Origin of the sequence: Streptomyces abyssalis (assembly GCF_001751365.1) — a bacterium.
Lineage (GTDB): Bacteria > Actinomycetota > Actinomycetes > Streptomycetales > Streptomycetaceae > Streptomyces > Streptomyces abyssalis.
Genome location: NZ_LJGT01000037.1, coordinates 269031 through 285265 on the forward strand (window position 1 = coordinate 269031; position 16235 = coordinate 285265).

14 protein-coding genes are annotated in these 16235 nt (G+C 72.5%); 11 read left to right on the top strand and 3 right to left on the bottom strand.

The genetic code is table 11. The features are described from left to right. Positions 1-28: 28 nt before the first annotated feature. Positions 29-388: a hypothetical protein gene (locus AN215_RS04385; protein WP_070010126.1), complete on the bottom strand. Its 360-nt coding sequence runs from the start codon at positions 386-388 to the stop codon at positions 29-31. Beyond that, a complete protein-coding gene (locus AN215_RS04390) occupies positions 388-960 on the bottom strand; it encodes a DUF6232 family protein (RefSeq protein ID WP_245694219.1) in 573 nt (190 codons plus the stop codon). The genes AN215_RS04385 and AN215_RS04390 overlap by 1 nt, the downstream gene beginning before the upstream one ends. A 691-nt stretch (positions 961-1651) precedes the next feature. Between AN215_RS04390 and AN215_RS29480 the strand changes: the two genes are divergently transcribed. From AN215_RS29480 to AN215_RS04400, 3 genes are all read left to right on the top strand, one after another. After that, complete coding sequence (locus AN215_RS29480) at positions 1652-1900, top strand: hypothetical protein (RefSeq protein ID WP_070036214.1); 249 nt, start codon at positions 1652-1654, stop codon at positions 1898-1900. Between the two features lie 375 nt (positions 1901-2275). After that, complete coding sequence (locus AN215_RS04395; RefSeq protein WP_070010347.1) at positions 2276-4717, top strand: PQQ-dependent sugar dehydrogenase; 2442 nt, start codon at positions 2276-2278, stop codon at positions 4715-4717. Between the two features lie 23 nt (positions 4718-4740). Then, entirely contained in the window at positions 4741-6129 is a 1389-nt protein-coding gene (locus tag AN215_RS04400; protein WP_070010124.1) for a ThuA domain-containing protein, read from the top strand. Positions 6130-6209: 80 nt separating this feature from the next. Here AN215_RS04400 and AN215_RS29720 read toward each other — a convergent pair whose 3' ends face one another. Beyond that, on the bottom strand, positions 6210-6362 hold the full coding sequence (locus AN215_RS29720; RefSeq protein ID WP_171904126.1) for a hypothetical protein: 153 nt from the start codon (positions 6360-6362) through the stop codon (positions 6210-6212). A 238-nt stretch (positions 6363-6600) separates the two neighbouring features. Between AN215_RS29720 and AN215_RS04405 the strand changes: the two genes are divergently transcribed. The 8 genes from AN215_RS04405 to AN215_RS04440 all read left to right on the top strand — a co-directional run bounded on the left by AN215_RS04405 (position 6601) and on the right by AN215_RS04440 (position 16215). Further along, a complete protein-coding gene (locus AN215_RS04405) occupies positions 6601-7815 on the top strand; it encodes an inositol-3-phosphate synthase (RefSeq protein WP_070010123.1) in 1215 nt (404 codons plus the stop codon). Between the two features lie 806 nt (positions 7816-8621). Next, the gene (locus AN215_RS04410) at positions 8622-9608 is read left to right on the top strand and encodes an SCO3242 family prenyltransferase (protein WP_070031125.1); all 987 of its coding nucleotides are present in this window, start codon (positions 8622-8624) and stop codon (positions 9606-9608) included. Then, on the top strand, positions 9605-10531 hold the full coding sequence (locus AN215_RS04415; protein WP_070031112.1) for a sugar phosphate isomerase/epimerase family protein: 927 nt from the start codon (positions 9605-9607) through the stop codon (positions 10529-10531). Before AN215_RS04410 ends, AN215_RS04415 begins: the two co-directional genes overlap by 4 nt. Further along, on the top strand, positions 10525-11373 hold the full coding sequence (locus AN215_RS04420) for an EboA domain-containing protein (RefSeq protein ID WP_070010121.1): 849 nt from the start codon (positions 10525-10527) through the stop codon (positions 11371-11373). Before AN215_RS04415 ends, AN215_RS04420 begins: the two co-directional genes overlap by 7 nt. Next, on the top strand, positions 11373-12230 hold the full coding sequence (locus AN215_RS04425; RefSeq protein ID WP_070010120.1) for a TatD family hydrolase: 858 nt from the start codon (positions 11373-11375) through the stop codon (positions 12228-12230). Before AN215_RS04420 ends, AN215_RS04425 begins: the two co-directional genes overlap by 1 nt. 15 nt (positions 12231-12245) lie before the next feature. Beyond that, a complete protein-coding gene (eboE, locus tag AN215_RS04430; RefSeq protein WP_070010119.1) occupies positions 12246-13424 on the top strand; it encodes a metabolite traffic protein EboE in 1179 nt (392 codons plus the stop codon). A 401-nt stretch (positions 13425-13825) separates the two neighbouring features. After that, positions 13826-15196, top strand: a complete 1371-nt coding sequence (locus AN215_RS04435; protein WP_070010346.1) for an alkaline phosphatase family protein — start codon at positions 13826-13828, stop codon at positions 15194-15196. Beyond that, positions 15193-16215 carry a sugar phosphate isomerase/epimerase family protein gene (locus AN215_RS04440; protein ID WP_070031113.1) on the top strand — a complete coding sequence of 341 codons (1023 nt, stop codon included), beginning with the start codon at positions 15193-15195 and terminating at the stop codon, positions 16213-16215. The genes AN215_RS04435 and AN215_RS04440 overlap by 4 nt, the downstream gene beginning before the upstream one ends. Positions 16216-16235 lie beyond the last annotated feature (20 nt).

A 16235-nucleotide genomic window follows, 5' to 3' on the forward strand; every position in this document is an offset into this window, starting at 1 on the left:
CCACGGCGGGGTCGGCGTCTGCGGGCGCTCACTTCGCGCCCATGAGTTCGAGGACCTTGTCGACGGCTTCGACGATCGGAACGCCGAGTGCGCCGACGGTTGCGGCGATGCCGGCCACGGCGAGCAGCGCCCGATGCCTCTCCTGCGGTCGGACCTCCGCGTCGGCCCGCAGCGCGGGCAGCGAGTCGTCGAGAGCCCCGGCGCTCTCCGGTCGCAGCCCGGCGCGCAGTTCCGGGACCAGGACGAGGAGTTCGCGCAGGGCCTCCTGTACCGCTGGAGGTGCCGGTGCCGCTGTCACACGCTTGTCGATGCCGGTGTTCCCGGCGCCGCCGTGCATGGTGACGTGGTCGCCGCCGCCCAAGTAGTAGTGCCTGTCTCCGGCGCTCATCAGCTCGCCATCCCTACGTTGCCGCTGCCGCCGTACATGTTGACGTTGTCTCCGAAGTAGTAGTGAGCCGGGCTGATCGTGATGGTGTCCACCCGGACCGCGAACTCCGCTGCCGGGTTCTCGATGGAGTCGGCGATCTGGTGGGCCAGCCGTCGCAGTTGATCCGGGGCGGGGCCGGCCACCACGGCCGTGGACGGGCCGGATGTCTCCACCGCCAGGACGAAACGCGATGGAGCACCGAGTACCTGCACCATCTCCACGAAGAAGTAGACAAGCGCTGCGAACGCGACCAACCCCACGAATGTGGTGAACCCCGACGAACCGCCGCTGTCCTCGCTTGCGAAACTGCTGGACAAGTCGATCGCGGCGGCAAGCAGACCGAGGAGGGTCGCCAGTGCGCCGGTGAGCAGCAGCCTCTTCATGAACTGCACGACGGCTTCCTTGCGCCGGGGGTGGATGGTGAGCGTGTAGACCCGGGCGATGTTGTGGAGCGGGTAGTAGGCGTCGCCCACCCAGAGCAGTCTCTTGCTGACTCGCAGGTCGACCCCGATGAGCGGCCTTTCCGGGCCCACCGGTGGCACGTCGGGGTGCGGATCGGCGGTGGGCCGCGGGGCACCCGGTGGCCGCGGCGGAGCGGAAGGGCGTGGCGGGCTCTCGCCCTGGGGCAAGCCTTCTCTCTTGGGTAAGCCGTCGGAAGGCGTATGCCCCTCCTGCCCTGCCGAGTCTGCTGACGTCATGCGAGCCCCTTGGGTCATGTTCGGCCGGATGAGGGGTCCATTCACCTCACTCCGGCTCGCTGACGCAAGCTGCGTTTGCAGGCATGAACAGGGTCGGCACAAATGGAAGCTGATGCTCCATCAGCTCGTCGGGTATTCGTGCCTCCCGGCCGCGCTGTTCCCGGTCCGCCCCCGGCTCACCCGGCCCCGCGCGCCCGCTCCTGATTCGCTTGTGTGAGCCAGGTGGCGGCATCATCGTGACGGGGACGACCCCGGCCCCTGCCGAGCGGGCAGTGTCTTTCCGGCTTGTCGCGTAACGGCCCTGCGGCACGGTCGTACCGCTGGCCGTTCCTCGGCTCTGCGCGCCAGCCGCCTGCCCCATGCCTGCCCGGGTGCTTCGACGTACCGGTAGGTGAGCGCGCTCAGCGGCAGCAACACGGCCAGGAAGCCCAACTCGAGGAGGAACTCGTCGTGTTCGGGTCGAGAGGTCGTCGCGTCGACGGCTGACAGCAGTACGGGATGCAGAAGGTATACCGAGTAGCTGACCGTGCCCAGGCCCCTCATCCAGGGCGGCAGCCGCCTGTGGCGCAGAGCAAATCCGGCCCCGGCCCTCGGTCTGCGCGTGGCCGACGACCTCCGCGAGGTCGAGCACGGGCGGTGCGGCGGATCCGAGGAGGTGGAGCACGCGGGAGGTCATGGGGGCATCCCGTCACGCCGCGCCGGGGCGGAGACGGGAGTCATAGCGGCCTCGATGCGCCTGGAGGATGTGAAGTCCCCGGGCTTCCCGATCCGCTGACGGTGTGGCAGGCGTGGAGCACTCACACTTTGTCCACATCGTGGATGAAGCCAACTTACCCTTTGTTAAAGGGGTTTCCGTATCGGACGAAGATGGCTACCGTCCTTGTGGTGTACCGGACATGAGTAGCTTTCCCCCTCGTTGTTCTCCTGTACGAACCGTTACACCCACACTCCGGCTTCCCGGCCCGGGAAGCCCCGTTCCGGCGCGACGGCGCGCGCCTGTGCCAGCTCAAGCGGTCAACGACACCTACGTCACCAACCGTTCTCCCTCTCAGGAGGAAGTCGCGTGCACAGGATCACCCGTTCCTCATCCCTGCCCTCCGGACCCGTCAGACACCCACGACTGCGCCTGTCGCCGCACCGGCTGCGGCGGATGCGCGCCGCCCTCCGTTCCCGTATCGCCGTTCTCACCTCCTGCGTGCTGGTCGCCGGCGCTCTGACGCTGGGCGCCTCCCCGGCCGCACAGGCCGCGCAGCCGGCGGACGACGCCCCCGCCGCGGCGGACTTCCAGCAGGTCACCCTCGCCAAGGGGGAGCCGGAGACCGGTGAGCCCATGACGCTCGCCGTGCTGCCGGACAGTTCCGTGCTGCACACCTCGCGCGACGGCACCGTGCGGCTGACCGACCAGGGCGGCGCCACGAAGGTCGCCGGCGAGATCCCCGTCTACAGCCACGACGAGGAAGGGCTCCAAGGCGTCGGCGTGGACCCGGGCTTCGCCGACAACCGGTTCGTCTATCTCTACTACGCACCGCCCATGAACACCCCCGAGGGCGACGCGCCGGAGACGGGCAACCCGGACGACTTCAAGCCGTTCGAGGGTGTCAACCGGCTCTCCCGGTTCGTGCTTTCCGAGGACGGCACCCTCGACATGGACAGCGAGAAGAAGGTCCTCGAAGTCCCCGCCAGCCGCGGACTGTGCTGCCACGTCGGCGGCGACATCGCCTTCGACGCCGACGGGAACCTGCTGCTGTCCACCGGGGACGACACCAACCCGTTCCAGTCGGACGGCTACACACCCATCGACGAACGCGCCGACCGCAACCCGGCGTTCGACGCGCAGCGCAGCTCCGGCAACACCAACGACCTGCGCGGCAAGATCCTCCGCGTCAAGGTCGAGGACGACGGCACCTACGACATCCCCGAGGGCAACCTCTTCGAGCCGGGCACCGAGAAGACCCGTCCGGAGATCTACGCGATGGGCTTCCGCAACCCGTTCCGCATGACCGTCGACAAGCCCACGGGCATCGTCTACGTCGGCGACTACGGCCCCGACGCCGGCACCGCCGACCCGGCTCGCGGCCCTGCGGGCCAGGTGGAGTTCGCGCGCGTCACCGAGGCCGGCAACTACGGATGGCCGTACTGCACCGGCGACAACGACGCCTACACCGACTACGCCTTCGGCAGCGGGGAGTCCGGCGGGAAGTTCGACTGCGCCGCCCCGAAGAACGAGTCGCCGAACAACACCGGCCTGACCGACCTGCCGCCCGCACAGGCCGCCTGGATCCCCTACGACGGCGCGTCCGTACCCGAGTTCGGGGACGGCTCCGAATCGCCGATGGGCGGTCCCGTCTACCGCTACGACGAAGACCTCGACTCGGATGTGAAGTTCCCGCAGGAGTACGACGGGGACTTCTTCGCCGGCGAGTTCGGCCGTCAGTGGATCAAGCGCGTCGAGCAGGACTCCGGCGGCGGCGTCACCTCCATCAACTCCTTCCCCTGGAGCGGCACCCAGGTGATGGACATGGAGTTCGGCCCCGACGGTGCGCTCTACGTGCTCGACTACGGCACCGGCTACTTCAACGGCGACGAGAACTCGGCGGTCTACCGCATCGAGAACGCCACGGACGGCCACAGCCCCATCGCCGAGGCCAAGTCGGACAGGACCAGCGGGCAGGCGCCCCTGGAGGTCGCGTTCTCCTCCGAGGGCAGCAGCGACGCAGACGGCGAAGAGCTCAGCTACAGCTGGGACTTCGGCGACGGCGCCACCTCCGCCGAGGCGAACCCGACGCACACCTACACGGAGAACGGCACGTACTCCGCCACCGTCACCGCCACCGACCCCGGTGGCCGCACCGGCAGCGCCAGCGTGATCGTCACCGTCGGCAACACGGCACCGAAGGTGGAGCTCCAAGTACCGGCCGACGGAACGCCGTTCAGCTTCGGGGACGAGGTGCCCTTCGAGGTGAAGGTGACCGACCCCGAGGACGGTGAGATCGACTGCTCGAAGGTGGAGGTCAGCTACATCCTCGGGCACGACAGCCACGGTCACCCGATCACCTCGGCCAAGGGCTGCTCCGGCACGCTGGAGACTCCCGCCGACGGCGAACACGACCCGAACGCGGACATCTTCGGGGTCTTCGACGCCGAGTACACCGACAACGGAGGCGGCGGACAGGACCCGCTGACCAGCCACGACCAGAGCATCCTCCAGCCCGAGCACCGGCAGGCCGAGCACTTCACGACCTCGGCCGAAGGCGTGACCGTCGCCGACGCCGAGGGAGCGGAGGGCGGCCGTGCCGTCACAGGCGCGGACGACGGCCAGTGGATCGCCTTCGACCCCTACGTCACCGAGGACGTCACCGAGCTGTCCGCACGCATCAAGGGCGGCGGCGCTGGCGGCGCGATCGAGGTACGGGCGGGAGCACCCGACGGCACGCTGCTCGGCACCGCCGAGGCCGGCACAGGGGACGGCTGGCGGGACGTGAGCACCGCGGTCGAGAACGCGCCGGAGGGGACGGGGAAGCTCTTCCTGGTCTTCAAGGGCGGCGGCAGCGACCTGTTCGACGTGGACAGCTTCAAGGTCACCACTGGCTGAGAGGAGGCGAGAACGTGCGGAGCATGAGACGAACACGCAGGTCACGCACTGTTCGGCTGGCACTGGCCGCGTCTTCGGCGCTGCTGCTGAGCGCGGCGGCGGTGCCGGCTGACCCGGCACCGCCCGACGCACCGGACGAGGGCGAGTCCGTGCTGGTCTTCTCCAAGACCGCGGGTTTCCGGCACGACTCCATCCCCGACGGCATCGAGGCCCTGCAACAGCTCGGAGCCGAGGGCGGATTCACGGTGGAAGCCACGGAGGACGCCGGCGTCTTCACACCGGAACGTCTCGCCGCGTACGACGCCGTGGTCTTCCTCTCCACGACCGGCGACGTGCTCGACGAGACTCAGCAGGCCGCCTTCGAGGGCTACATCGAGGACGGAGGCGGCTACGTCGGCATCCACGCCGCTGCCGACACGGAGTACGAATGGCCGTGGTACGGCGGGCTCGTGGGTGCCTGGTTCGACTCGCACCCGCTGATCCAGCCCGCGACGGTCGAAGTCGAGGACCGTGCGCACCCGTCCACAGCCCATCTGGGCACGGCCTGGGAGCGCACCGACGAGTGGTACAACTACCGCACCAACCCGCGAGAGGACGTCCACGTCCTGGCGGCCCTCGACGAAGGCTCGTACGCGGGCGGCAACATGGGCGACGACCATCCCATCGCCTGGTGCCACGAGTACGAGGGCGGCAGGTCCTTCTACACCGGCAGCGGACACACCAAGGAGTCCTACGCCGACGACGCCTTCCGGACCCATCTGCTCGGCGGCGTGCGGTGGGCGACCGGAGCCGCGCAGGCCGACTGCCGTCCGGAGAACGGCTACACGTCCCTCTACGGCGAGGGCACCGGGCTGGAGCAGTGGAAACAGGCCGGGCCCGGCCACTTCGAGGAGAGCGACGACGGCACGCTCAACACCGTCGGCGGCATGGGCCTGTTGTGGCACCAGGCCGAACAACAAGGCAGCTATTCGCTGAAGTTCGACTGGAGGATGACCGGGGACGACAACTCCGGTGTCTTCGTGGGCTTCCCGGCCTCCGACGACCCGTGGTCCGCCGTCGAGGCCGGCTACGAGATCCAGATCGACGCGAGCGACGTGCCGGAGAAGACGACCGGTTCCGTCTACGGATTCCAGTCGGCCGACCTGGAGGCCCGCGACGCGGCGCTCAACCCGCCGGGGGAGTGGAACACCTACGAGATCCGCGTCGAGGGTGAACGGCTCCAGGTCTGGCTCAACGGCACCCGTGTCAACGACTTCACCAACTCCGATCCCGCGCGCAGTCTCACCGACGGCCACATCGGCCTGCAGAACCACGGCGACGGCGACGACGTGGCATTCCGCGACATCAGGCTGCGCGAACTGGCCCCTGCCGCCGGCGGCGGCAGGGCGGCACCGGAGGGAGGCGGGCACTGAGCCGGGCCGCACCGTCGCACGGGCACCGGCCACCGGGCCGCGGTCCGTGCCGGCGGCGGCCGTGAAAGCGGCGAACCGCTTCAACTGCCGTCCGGCACAAGCCGGATGACGAGCCGCAGCCAGCGGCCCGTCCGCACGGCGTCCACCGGCCCGAGGGGGGCCGGGGACTCCGTACGGGCGGCGGGCGAGGAGAACGCCGACTCCTCCCCGCCGCCCCGGGCGTCAACCGGCACGTGCGTGCGTGCGTACGTACGCACGCGGATGCGGAGGTAAGGAGGTGCTCAGGTACGGAGATGCGGGGGCACGCAGCCCCGTGGCCGCACCGGCCGCACCGGCACAGCACCGCGCAGCCCGAATCCGCCGCACCGCCGCGGGACTCGTGTTCCGCTCCGCGCGACGCCGTTCAGCAGCACACACCCCCTCGCCGCGCCACCGTCCCACCCGTACACCCCCTCACAGCGGAGGCAGGCAGTGACCCAAGACCACCCGAACCAGCCGACCGCAGGCCCGGACGCCGCCCGCACCGGCGTCTGGCTCATCGGAGCACGCGGTTCCGTCGCCACCACCGCGATCGCCGGCTGCGCGGCGCTCGCCTCCGGAATGCAGCCGCCCACCGGCATGGTCACCGAGACCGCCGCCTTCGCCGGATGCGGCCTGCCGCCGCTCACCCGGCTGGTGTTCGGCGGTCACGACACGGCGTCCTGTCCGCTGCCCAAACGCGCCGAGCAGCTCGTCGCCGGCGGTGTGCTTCCGCACGGCCTGCCCGCGGCCGTGCACGCCGAACTCGCCGCGGCCGACGCGTACATACGGCCTGGGGGGCCGCTCCCCGGAGGTCCGCCCCTGCTCCTCAGGGCTGAGGACGAGGGCCGTCCGACCGCCCCCCTCGGCGCCGCGAGCGACGGCCCGCGCGGCGAGGAGGAGCTGATCGACTCCTTCGCCGCCGACCTGACCGCCTTCACTCGCGACAACGCCCTCGCCCGTACGGTCGTCGTCAACGTCGCCTCCACGGAAGGCGCCCCCGGCGACGGGGACACACTTCCGCCCAGCTCCCTCTACGCGGCCGCCGCCCTGCGGGCCGGCTGCCCGTACGTGAACTTCACCCCGTCCACGGGGCTGCACCACCCCGTCCTGGACGACGCCGTCCGCAGCTCCCGGCTGCCGCATGCTGGCCGTGACGGCAAGACGGGCCAGACGCTGCTGCGTTCAGTGCTCGCGCCGATGTTCGCGCAGCGTGCGCTGCCCGTACGAGCATGGTCGGGCACCAATCTGCTCGGCGGGGGCGACGGCGCGGCGCTCGCCGAACCCGGCGCCGCGGCGGCGAAGAACGCAGGCAAAGAACGCGTGCTCGCCGACAACCTCGGCCGACTGCCCGAGGGCCAGCTGCACATCGACGACGTACCGGCGCTCGGGGACTGGAAGACGGCCTGGGACCACGTCGCCTTCGACGGCTTCCTCGGCTCCCGCATGATCCTCCAGACGGTCTGGCAAGGCTGCGACTCGGCACTCGCGGCGCCCCTCGTGCTCGACCTCGCCCGCATCGTCGCCCGCGCCCACGAGGCCGGAACCGCGGGCGCGGTGGAGGGACTTGGCTTCTACTTCAAGGACCCCGACACGGGCCCGGCCGACCTGCCGGGACAGTGGCGTGAACTGATGGATCTCGCCGGCCGTCTGCGGGCGGCTGCATGAGTGGCCGCGAGGTGACGCGCGGAGACGGCGCCGGGGCGGGTCCCGCTGCCGCGGGAGGGGGCCGCGCCGGTGCGGGCGGCCGTTCCGGCGCCGCTTCTGCGGGCGCGGGCGAGGGCGCCTCTTCGGGCACCCTGGGCGCGGGTACGTCCGCCGCTGCCACGGGCGCGGAGTGTTCCGCCACCAACTCAGGGCCGACCGGGGGTGCGGGTCCCGCCGCCAACGCGGGCGGGGATCCTGCCGCTGCGGGCGGCGGCCCGGGCGCGGGCACCGGTTCCTGTGCCGCCCGTACGGCCGCGAGCGCCGACGCCGCCTCTGTGGGGGCGGGCGGCGACAGGGGTAGGTCCGCGGGCTCAAGTCGGGCTGGCGACCCGGGTGTTGGCCCGGCCGCCGCGTGCGGGGGCGGCTCTTCGGGCGCCGCGGGCGTGGGGCCGTCCGCCGCTGCCATGGGCGCGGAGTACTCCGCCACCGGCTCAGGAGCGACGGGGGGTGCGGGCTCCGCTGCCGCGGGTGCGGGCGGCCGTTCCGGCGCCGCTTCTGCGGGCGCGGGCGCAGGCAGGGGCGCCTCCGGGGGCGTAAGTCGAGCTGGGGCCACGGGTGTCGGCGCCGTTGCCGCCGCCGTTGGTGGGGGCGCCGCTTCCGGCGGCGTAGGCGCGGGCGCCGCTTCCGGCGGCGTAGGCGCGGGCGCCGCAGAGGGTGCAGCGGATGGCCTCCCTTCCGCTGCCGCGGGCCGGGGCCCGGGCCCGGGCGCGGGTGCCGGTCCCGGTGCCCCCCGTACGGCCGCGAGCGCCGTCGCCGCGTGGGCCGAACTGCTGCGCGTTTCGGCCCTGTTCACCGTTCCCGGCGACGCCGTGGCCGGGGCCGCGGCGTCCGGGCACCGACCGAACCGGCGCACCGTGCTGGCGGCCGCCTCGTCGCTGTGCCTGTACGAGGCGGGCATGGCCCTCAACGACTACTCGGACCGGCACATCGACGCCGTCGAACGCCCGGACCGGCCGCTGCCGTCCGGACGCATCGCACCCGGCCGCGCGCTGGCCGCCTCCGCCGTACTGACGGGCGCGGGCCTCGGACTGGCCGCCGCGGCGGGCCGCGAGGCGCTGCTGACGGCCACGGCACTCGCCGGCACGGTCTGGGCGTACGACCTGAGGCTCAAACACACCCCGTTCGGGCCCGCGGCGATGGCTGCTGCCCGGGGCCTCGACCTCGTACTCGGCGCCGCGGCGACCGCGCCCGCCCTGCCCAGACCCGGCTCCACCGGGCCCGACTCCACCGCACTCCGGTCCGCCCGGCTCCGCCGCCCGGCGTCGCGTCCTCGCCGGATATCCGGCGAGGTGCTGCGTGCCGCCGGGCTGCTCGGGGTGCACACCTTCGCCGTGACCGCCGTTTCCCGGCGGGAGACCCTCGGCGCGTCGTCCGCCGTGCCCTTCGCCGCGCTGGGCACGGTCGCGGCTGTCGCGGCCGCCGCCGGGGGCGCCCTCGGGAAGAACGGAGGCCGCACCGCCGGGCAGGCACGCACCTGTGATCAGGTACTCGCCGCGAAGCACATACGCGCCGCGAAGCACATACGGGCTGCGCTGGCCGCCGCATACGCGGCCACCGCCGCGCGCCCCCTCGCGCACGCCGTCCTCAACCCCTCGCCGCCACTGCTGCAGCGCGCGGTCGGAGGGGGCATCCGCGCGACGATCCCGCTGCAGGCCGCGCTGAGCGCACGCGCGGGGCGGGCCGGTGCGGCCGCCGCCGTACTGGCCCTGCTGCCGTCGGCGGCCCGGCTCTCACGGAAGGTCAGCCCGACATGACCGGGACCGGCCCGCCCCCGCCGCGGCAGACCCGCCTGCGCTACGCCTACGGAACCAACGGCCTGGCCGACCTGCGGCTCGGCGACGCCCTCGCCCTACTTGCGGACCTCGGCTACGACGGCGTCGGACTCACCCTCGACCACATGCACCTCGATCCGCTCGCATCGGGTCTGCCGCGCCGAACGGCCGCCGTGGGCAAGGCACTTGGGCGGTACGGGCTGACCGTCACCGTCGAGACCGGCGCCCGTTACGTGCTCGACGCCCGCCGCAAGCACCACCCCACCCTCCTGGACCCCGACCCGCAGGCCCGCGCCGTGCGTCTCGAGCTGCTGCTGAAGGCCGTACGCGTCGCCGCCGATCTCGGCGCGCACGCGGTGCACTTCTTCAGCGGAACGATCCCTGACGGTGCCGACCCGCACACCGCCTGGCCGCGCTTCGCGGACAGCGTGGGGGCGTTGCTCTCAGCGGCGCAGGCCGCAGGTGTGCCGCTGGCCGTGGAGCCCGAACCGGGGCATCTGCTGGGCGACCTGGCCGCCTTCCACCGGCTGCGCACCAGCCTGGGAGAGCCGGACGGCCTGGGAGTGACTCTGGACGTCGGGCACTGCGTGTGCCTGGAGCCGGAGCCGCCGCAGGAGTGCGTACGGGCGGCCGCTCCCTGGCTGCGGCATGTGCAGATCGAGGACATGCGGCGCGGCGTTCACGAGCATCTCCCGTTCGGCGAGGGCGAGTTGGACGTACCGCCCGTCCTGGCGGCGCTGCGCGAGGCGGAGTACGAGGGGCTGGTCACCGTCGAGCTGCCCCGCCACTCCCACGCGGGCCCCGGATGCGCCGGCGACGCCATCCGTTTCCTGCGGAAGGCGGAGGCGGCCTCAGGAGGCGGGCCCGCACGGCCGGACGAGCAGACAGGAGTCCCCCCATGGTGAACTCTCCCGTCCCGGAGCCTTCCTCCGGCGTCCCGCGGCCCTCGGCCCGACCCGGCGCCCCCGGTCCCTCGGCCGAGGCTCCCGCCACCGGCCCGTCCCGCGCCGAGGTGCCCGCGACGCCGGCGGACATCGAGGCCCAACTGGCCGGCAGCCTGGACGGGAAGAGCAGCTCCTGGCTGCGCGAGGCCCTGGCCGAGGCGGAACGCGCACCCGGCGAGGCGGCATGGGAGCTGTACTTCGCCTCCGCGGGGCGCCACTGCGGACGTACGGCCGCGGGCGACGTCCGCGTACTGCTGCTGCACGCTGCGGGCGCGGGCACCGCCACCCTCAGCCGCCTCTACCGGCAGGGCACCGCCGCCGAACGCGCCGCCGTGCTGCGGGCATTGCCGTACCTCCCCACGGGCGCCACACCGGAGGCCCTGCCCCTGGTCGAGGACGCGCTGCGCGCCAACGACACGACCCTTGTGGCGGCCGCGGTCGGCCCTTACGCGGGTGTCCATCTGGACCCGCACGGCTGGCGGCACGCGGTGCTGAAGTGCCTGTTCGCCGGCGTGCCCCTGGACGCCGTCGCAGGTCTCTCCCGCCGGGCCCGAGGAGATGCCGAACTCGCCAGGATGCTCGGCGACTTCGCTCATGAACGCACCGCCGCGGGCCGGCACGTACCGGCTGATCTGAACCGCGCCCTCCGTCTGACCGGCCACCACCCCGAAGGCCGCCCGTACGCCGCGGGCACGACCGGTGCGACCGAAGCGACCGGTACGACCGAAGCGACCGGCACGACCGACGCAGCCGAAGCGACCGACTCAGCCGACGCCCCCGTGCACCCGCCCGAGGAGTTCTGATGCGCATCTTCGACCCGCACATCCACATGACCTCGCGGACGACCGACGACTACACCGCCATGTACGAGGCGGGCGTACGCGCCCTCGTCGAACCCTCCTTCTGGCTGGGCCAGCCCCGCACCTCGCCCGGGTCCTTCTACGACTACTTCGACTCCCTCCTGGGCTGGGAGCCCTTCCGCGCCGCCCAGCACGGCATCGCCCACCACTGCACCATCGCGCTCAATCCCAAGGAGGCGGGCGACGCCCGCTGCGTGCCCGTACTGGACGAACTGCCGCGCTACCTCGTCAAGGACGGAGTCGTCGCCGTCGGCGAGATCGGCTACGACTCGATGACGCCCGCCGAGGACACCGCCCTCGCCGCACAGCTCCAACTCGCCGCCGACCACGGCCTTCCCGCCCTCGTGCACACCCCGCACCGCGACAAGGCCGCGGGGTTGAGGCGCACCCTCGACGTGCTCCGCGAGTCCGTTCTGCCGCCGGAGCGTGTCCTGCTCGACCACCTCAACGAGGCGACCGTCGACGAAGCCGCGGCGTCCGGCTGCTGGCTCGGCTTCTCCATCTACCCCGACACCAAGATGGACGAACAGCGCATGGTGCGGCTGCTGCGCCTGCACGGCACACAGCGCGTCCTGGTCAACTCCGCGGCCGACTGGGGCCGCAGCGACCCGCTCAAGACCCGCGCCGTCGGCGACGCCATGCTCGACGCGGGATTCACCGACGACGAGGTCGACCAAGTGCTGTGGCGCAACCCCGTCGCCTTCTACGGGCAGAGCGGCCGCCTGGAGCCGGACCTCTCCGAGGCGTCCGCCGCGCCACCCACGTACGAGGGCAACTCGATCCTGCGCGGCGGGGAATGAGGGGAGGTCCGGGCCATGCGTTTCAGACACCCCGACGGCTCGACCGTCCACCTCGCCTACTGCACGAACGTGCACGCGGCGGAGGACCTCGACGGCGTGACGGACCAGCTGCGCGAGTACGCCGAACCGGTGCGCCGCCGCCTGCACCGTGACCGCCTCGGCATCGGCCTGTGGCTGGCCCGGGGCGCCGTCCGCACGCTGACCGCCGACCCCGCAGCCGTACGGGCGCTGCGGGGCGAACTCGACCGGCGCGGCCTGGAGGTCGTCACCCTGAACGGCTTCCCCTACCAGGGGTTCGGCGACGAACAGGTCAAGTACCGCGTCTACAGTCCCGACTGGACCGAGCCCGAGCGGCTGGAGCACACCACCGACCTGGCGCGGCTCCTCACGTCGCTGCTGCCCGACGACGTCACCGAGGGCTCGGTCTCCACGCTGCCGCTGGCTTGGCGTACCGGCTTCACACCGCAGCGGCGCCGCACCGCACTCGCCGCCCTCGGCACCCTCGCCGGGCGCCTGGACGCGCTCGAGGAGATGACGGGGCGCAGCATCCGCATCGGTCTGGAACCCGAGCCGGGCTGCACCGTGGAGACCACCGCGGACGCTCTGGAGGTGCTCACCGGAGCGGACGCACCGCCCGCACACCGGATCGGGGTGTGCGTGGACACCTGCCATCTGGCCGCCCAGTTCGAGGAGCCCGAGGCGGCTGTCGGCGCTCTCGAGGCGGCCGGGATCTCCGTCGTCAAGAGCCAGCTCTCGGCGGCGCTGCACCTCGAACACCCCGGCGCCGACGGGGCGTTGTCCGCGCTGGCCGAGTTCGACGAGCCGCGCTTCCTGCATCAGACCCGTGCCGTGGCGGCCCAGGGAGTGCTCTCCACCGACGACCTGGGCGAGGCCCTCGAAGCCGGTGTGCTGCCGGCCGCCGCCCCCTGGCGGGCCCATTTCCACGTACCGCTGCACGCTCCGCCCGCGCCGCCGCTGACCTCCACCCTCGGCGTGCTGCGGGCGGCGCTCACGCGGCTGGTGGGCGGCCCTTCGCCGCTGACGCGCCATCTGGAGGTGGAGACCTACACCTGGCAGGCCCTCCCGCACGCCCTGCGGCCCCGCACCCGCTCCCAGCTCGCCGACGGCATCGCCGCCGAACTCGACGTCGCCCGCGAGATGTTGACCGACCTCGGCCTGAAGGAGCTGCCATGAGCGACAGCCGCTCCGCACCGGCGTCCCCGGGCCCGCGCCGGCCTCCCGCCGACGCGGGACCGGACCGCACACCGTCCGTCCCCGCCCGGGCGGGGACTCCTTCCGGTGCGGTGGCCGAACCGTCTGCCGCAGCGCGCGGCAATCCCGAACCGCATCCCGAACCGGGCGGCAACGCCCCGTCGGGAGCTGCCGGTTCGGGGCCGGAGCCCCGAGCGGCCGCCCGAGCGAGCGTCCGGGGGCGGCGGGAGTCCGGCCCGGAGCCCGAGGAGCACCACGAGCCCGCCCGGGACCCGGCCCCTGAGACGCCGGCGGACTCGCCGGGAGCAGCGACGGGCAACGGGACGGACACGGACACGGACCGGGGCGGCCCGGCGGCCGGCAGGCCGAACACCCACCCCCTCCTGGTGATCGACGTCGTCGGGCTCACCCCTCAACTCCTCGCTCACATGCCCGCGTTGCGCGCCGTCGCCGATGCGGGGACGTACACGCCCCTGGGCACCGTGCTGCCCGCGGTCACCTGTGCCGCGCAGTCCACGTTCCTGACGGGCCTCACCCCCGACGGGCACGGCATCGTCGGAAACGGCTGGTATTTCCGGGAGTTGGGCGAGGTCCTGCTGTGGCGCCAGCACAACGCGCTGGTCTCCGGGGAGAAGCTGTGGGACGCCCTGCGCGCCCGCCGTCCCGGATACACCGTCGCCAACATCTGCTGGTGGTACGCGATGGGCGCGGACACCGACTGGACGGTCACACCGCGCCCCGTCTACTACGCCGACGGACGCAAGGAGCCCGACTGCTACACCCGGCCGCCGGACCTGCACGGCGAACTCACCGGCGCCCTGGGCACCTTCCCCCTCTTCCACTTCTGGGGGCCAGGCGCGGACCTCGTCTCCTCCCGCTGGATCATCGACGCGACCCGGCACATCCTGCGCACCCGCCGCCCCGACCTCGCCCTGTGCTACGTCCCCCACCTCGACTACGACCTCCAGCGGTACGGGCCCGACGACCCCCGCTCACACCGTGCCGCCGCCGAACTCGACGCCGCACTCGCACCGTTGCTGGACGACGCACGAGCGGAGGGCCGCACCGTCGTGGCGCTCTCCGAGTACGGCATCACCCGCGCGGACCGCACGGTCGACATCAACCGGGCGCTGCGCCGCGCGGGCCTGCTGGAGGTGCACACCCAGGACGGCATGGAGTACCTGGACCCCACCACGTCACGTGCTTTCGCCGTCGTCGACCACCAGCTCGCCCACGTCTACGTACGGGACCCCGCGGACGTCCCCGCGGCCAGGGACGTGCTCGAAGGGCTGGACGGCATCGCCGAACTCCTCGACGAACAGGGCAAGAAGGCCCACCACCTGGACCATCCGCGCTCCGGCGAACTCGTCGCCGTCGCCGAGCCCGGCGCCTGGTTCACCTACTACTACTGGCTCGACGACACCCGCGCGCCCGACTTCGCCCAGCTCGTCGAGATCCACCGCAAGCCCGGTTACGACCCGGCCGAGCTGTTCATGGACCCGCTCGACCCGTACGTCCGCCTGCGTGCGGCGACCGCGCTCGCGCGGAAGAAGACCGGCATGCGCTACCGCATGGCGGTCGTGCCCCTGGACCCCTCACCGGTGCGCGGCAGCCACGGCCGGCTTCCCGGACGCAGCGACGAGGGCCCGGTGTTCATCTGTTCGCGCCCCGGCGTGACGGAGGGCCACGGCCCCCTGCCCGCCACCGACGTCAAGTCCCTGCTCGTCAACCTCGCTCTGGGAGAGCACACATGAGACGCATGCCCCAAGACCCCGAACTGTCCAGGCGTCTGCGCCGCCGCGGCTTCCTCGGTGTCGCGGCCGGCGCCGCGGCGGCCTCGCTGCTGGGCACCGCCGCCGCCCCCGCCAACGCGGCCGCCCCGGCCGCCGACGGCCGAGGCGGCTGCGACCCCGTCGTGCCCAAGGGACGGCTGGGCATCCAGCTCTACACGCTCCGCGACAAGGTGCAGTCGCTCGGCTTCGCCGCCGTCTTCGAGGAACTGGCCCGGTACAGCTACGAGCAGGTGGAGTTCGCCGGCTACACCCAGGGGACCGGCGAGATATCGCTCGCCGCGCTGCGCAGGCTGCTGCGTGAGCACGGGCTGCGCGGCATCGGCAGCCACGTCGGCTACTGGTCCGACAACCCCGAGGACTACACCTTCGACACCCAGCTGGAGAAGGTGCTCGACGACGCTGCCGCGCTCGGGCTGCCGCACGTGGGCACCGCCGCGAGCCCCGACCGGTACGGGCGCACCGTGGACGGCTGGAAGCGCGCCGCGGAGGACTTCAACACCTACGGTGCCGCGGCGAGGAAGCGCGGCCTGAAGTTCTATCAGCACAACCACCAGATGGAGTTCGGCTTCGCCGAGGACCGCCCCGACGTACGCCTGTACGACGTGCTGCTTGCCGAGACCGACCCCGACCTGGTGTACCTGGAGATGGACATCTACTGGGCGTACGCCGGCCAGTACCGCTTCAGCGTCCGCCCCGACGGCACCCCCGCACCCTTCGAACCCGTCGACTACGTGCTGAAGCAGCCGCAGCGCTACCCGCTCTTCCACGTCAAGGACGGCGAACACGACGAAACCGCCGAGGACGGCTACCGAATGGTGGACGTCGGCGACGGCGACATCGACTACCGGCGCTTCCTGACGAAGGTGGGCAGGACGCCCGGCGGCAGGAGGCACAACTGGCTGGTGGAGCACGACAATCCGGCCGACTCCCTGCGGACGGCCCGCCGCTCGGCCGCCCATCTGCGGTCGCTGCGTCGCTGAGCGCCGCAGCTGCACGACGG

Bases quoted from the DNA above. Each gene is read 5' to 3' on its own strand.
- AN215_RS04385 (WP_070010126.1), bottom strand. From the start codon at position 388: ATGAGCGCCGGAGACAGGCACTACTACTTGGGCGGCGGCGACCACGTC.
- AN215_RS04395 (WP_070010347.1), top strand. From the start codon at position 2,276: ATGCGCGCCGCCCTCCGTTCCCGTATCGCCGTTCTCACCTCCTGCGTG.
- AN215_RS04400 (WP_070010124.1), top strand. From the start codon at position 4,741: ATGAGACGAACACGCAGGTCACGCACTGTTCGGCTGGCACTGGCCGCG.
- AN215_RS04415 (WP_070031112.1), top strand. From the start codon at position 9,605: ATGACCGGGACCGGCCCGCCCCCGCCGCGGCAGACCCGCCTGCGCTAC.
- AN215_RS04420 (WP_070010121.1), top strand. From the start codon at position 10,525: ATGGTGAACTCTCCCGTCCCGGAGCCTTCCTCCGGCGTCCCGCGGCCC.
- AN215_RS04425 (WP_070010120.1), top strand. From the start codon at position 11,373: ATGCGCATCTTCGACCCGCACATCCACATGACCTCGCGGACGACCGAC.
- eboE (WP_070010119.1), top strand. From the start codon at position 12,246: ATGCGTTTCAGACACCCCGACGGCTCGACCGTCCACCTCGCCTACTGC.
- AN215_RS04440 (WP_070031113.1), top strand. From the start codon at position 15,193: ATGAGACGCATGCCCCAAGACCCCGAACTGTCCAGGCGTCTGCGCCGC.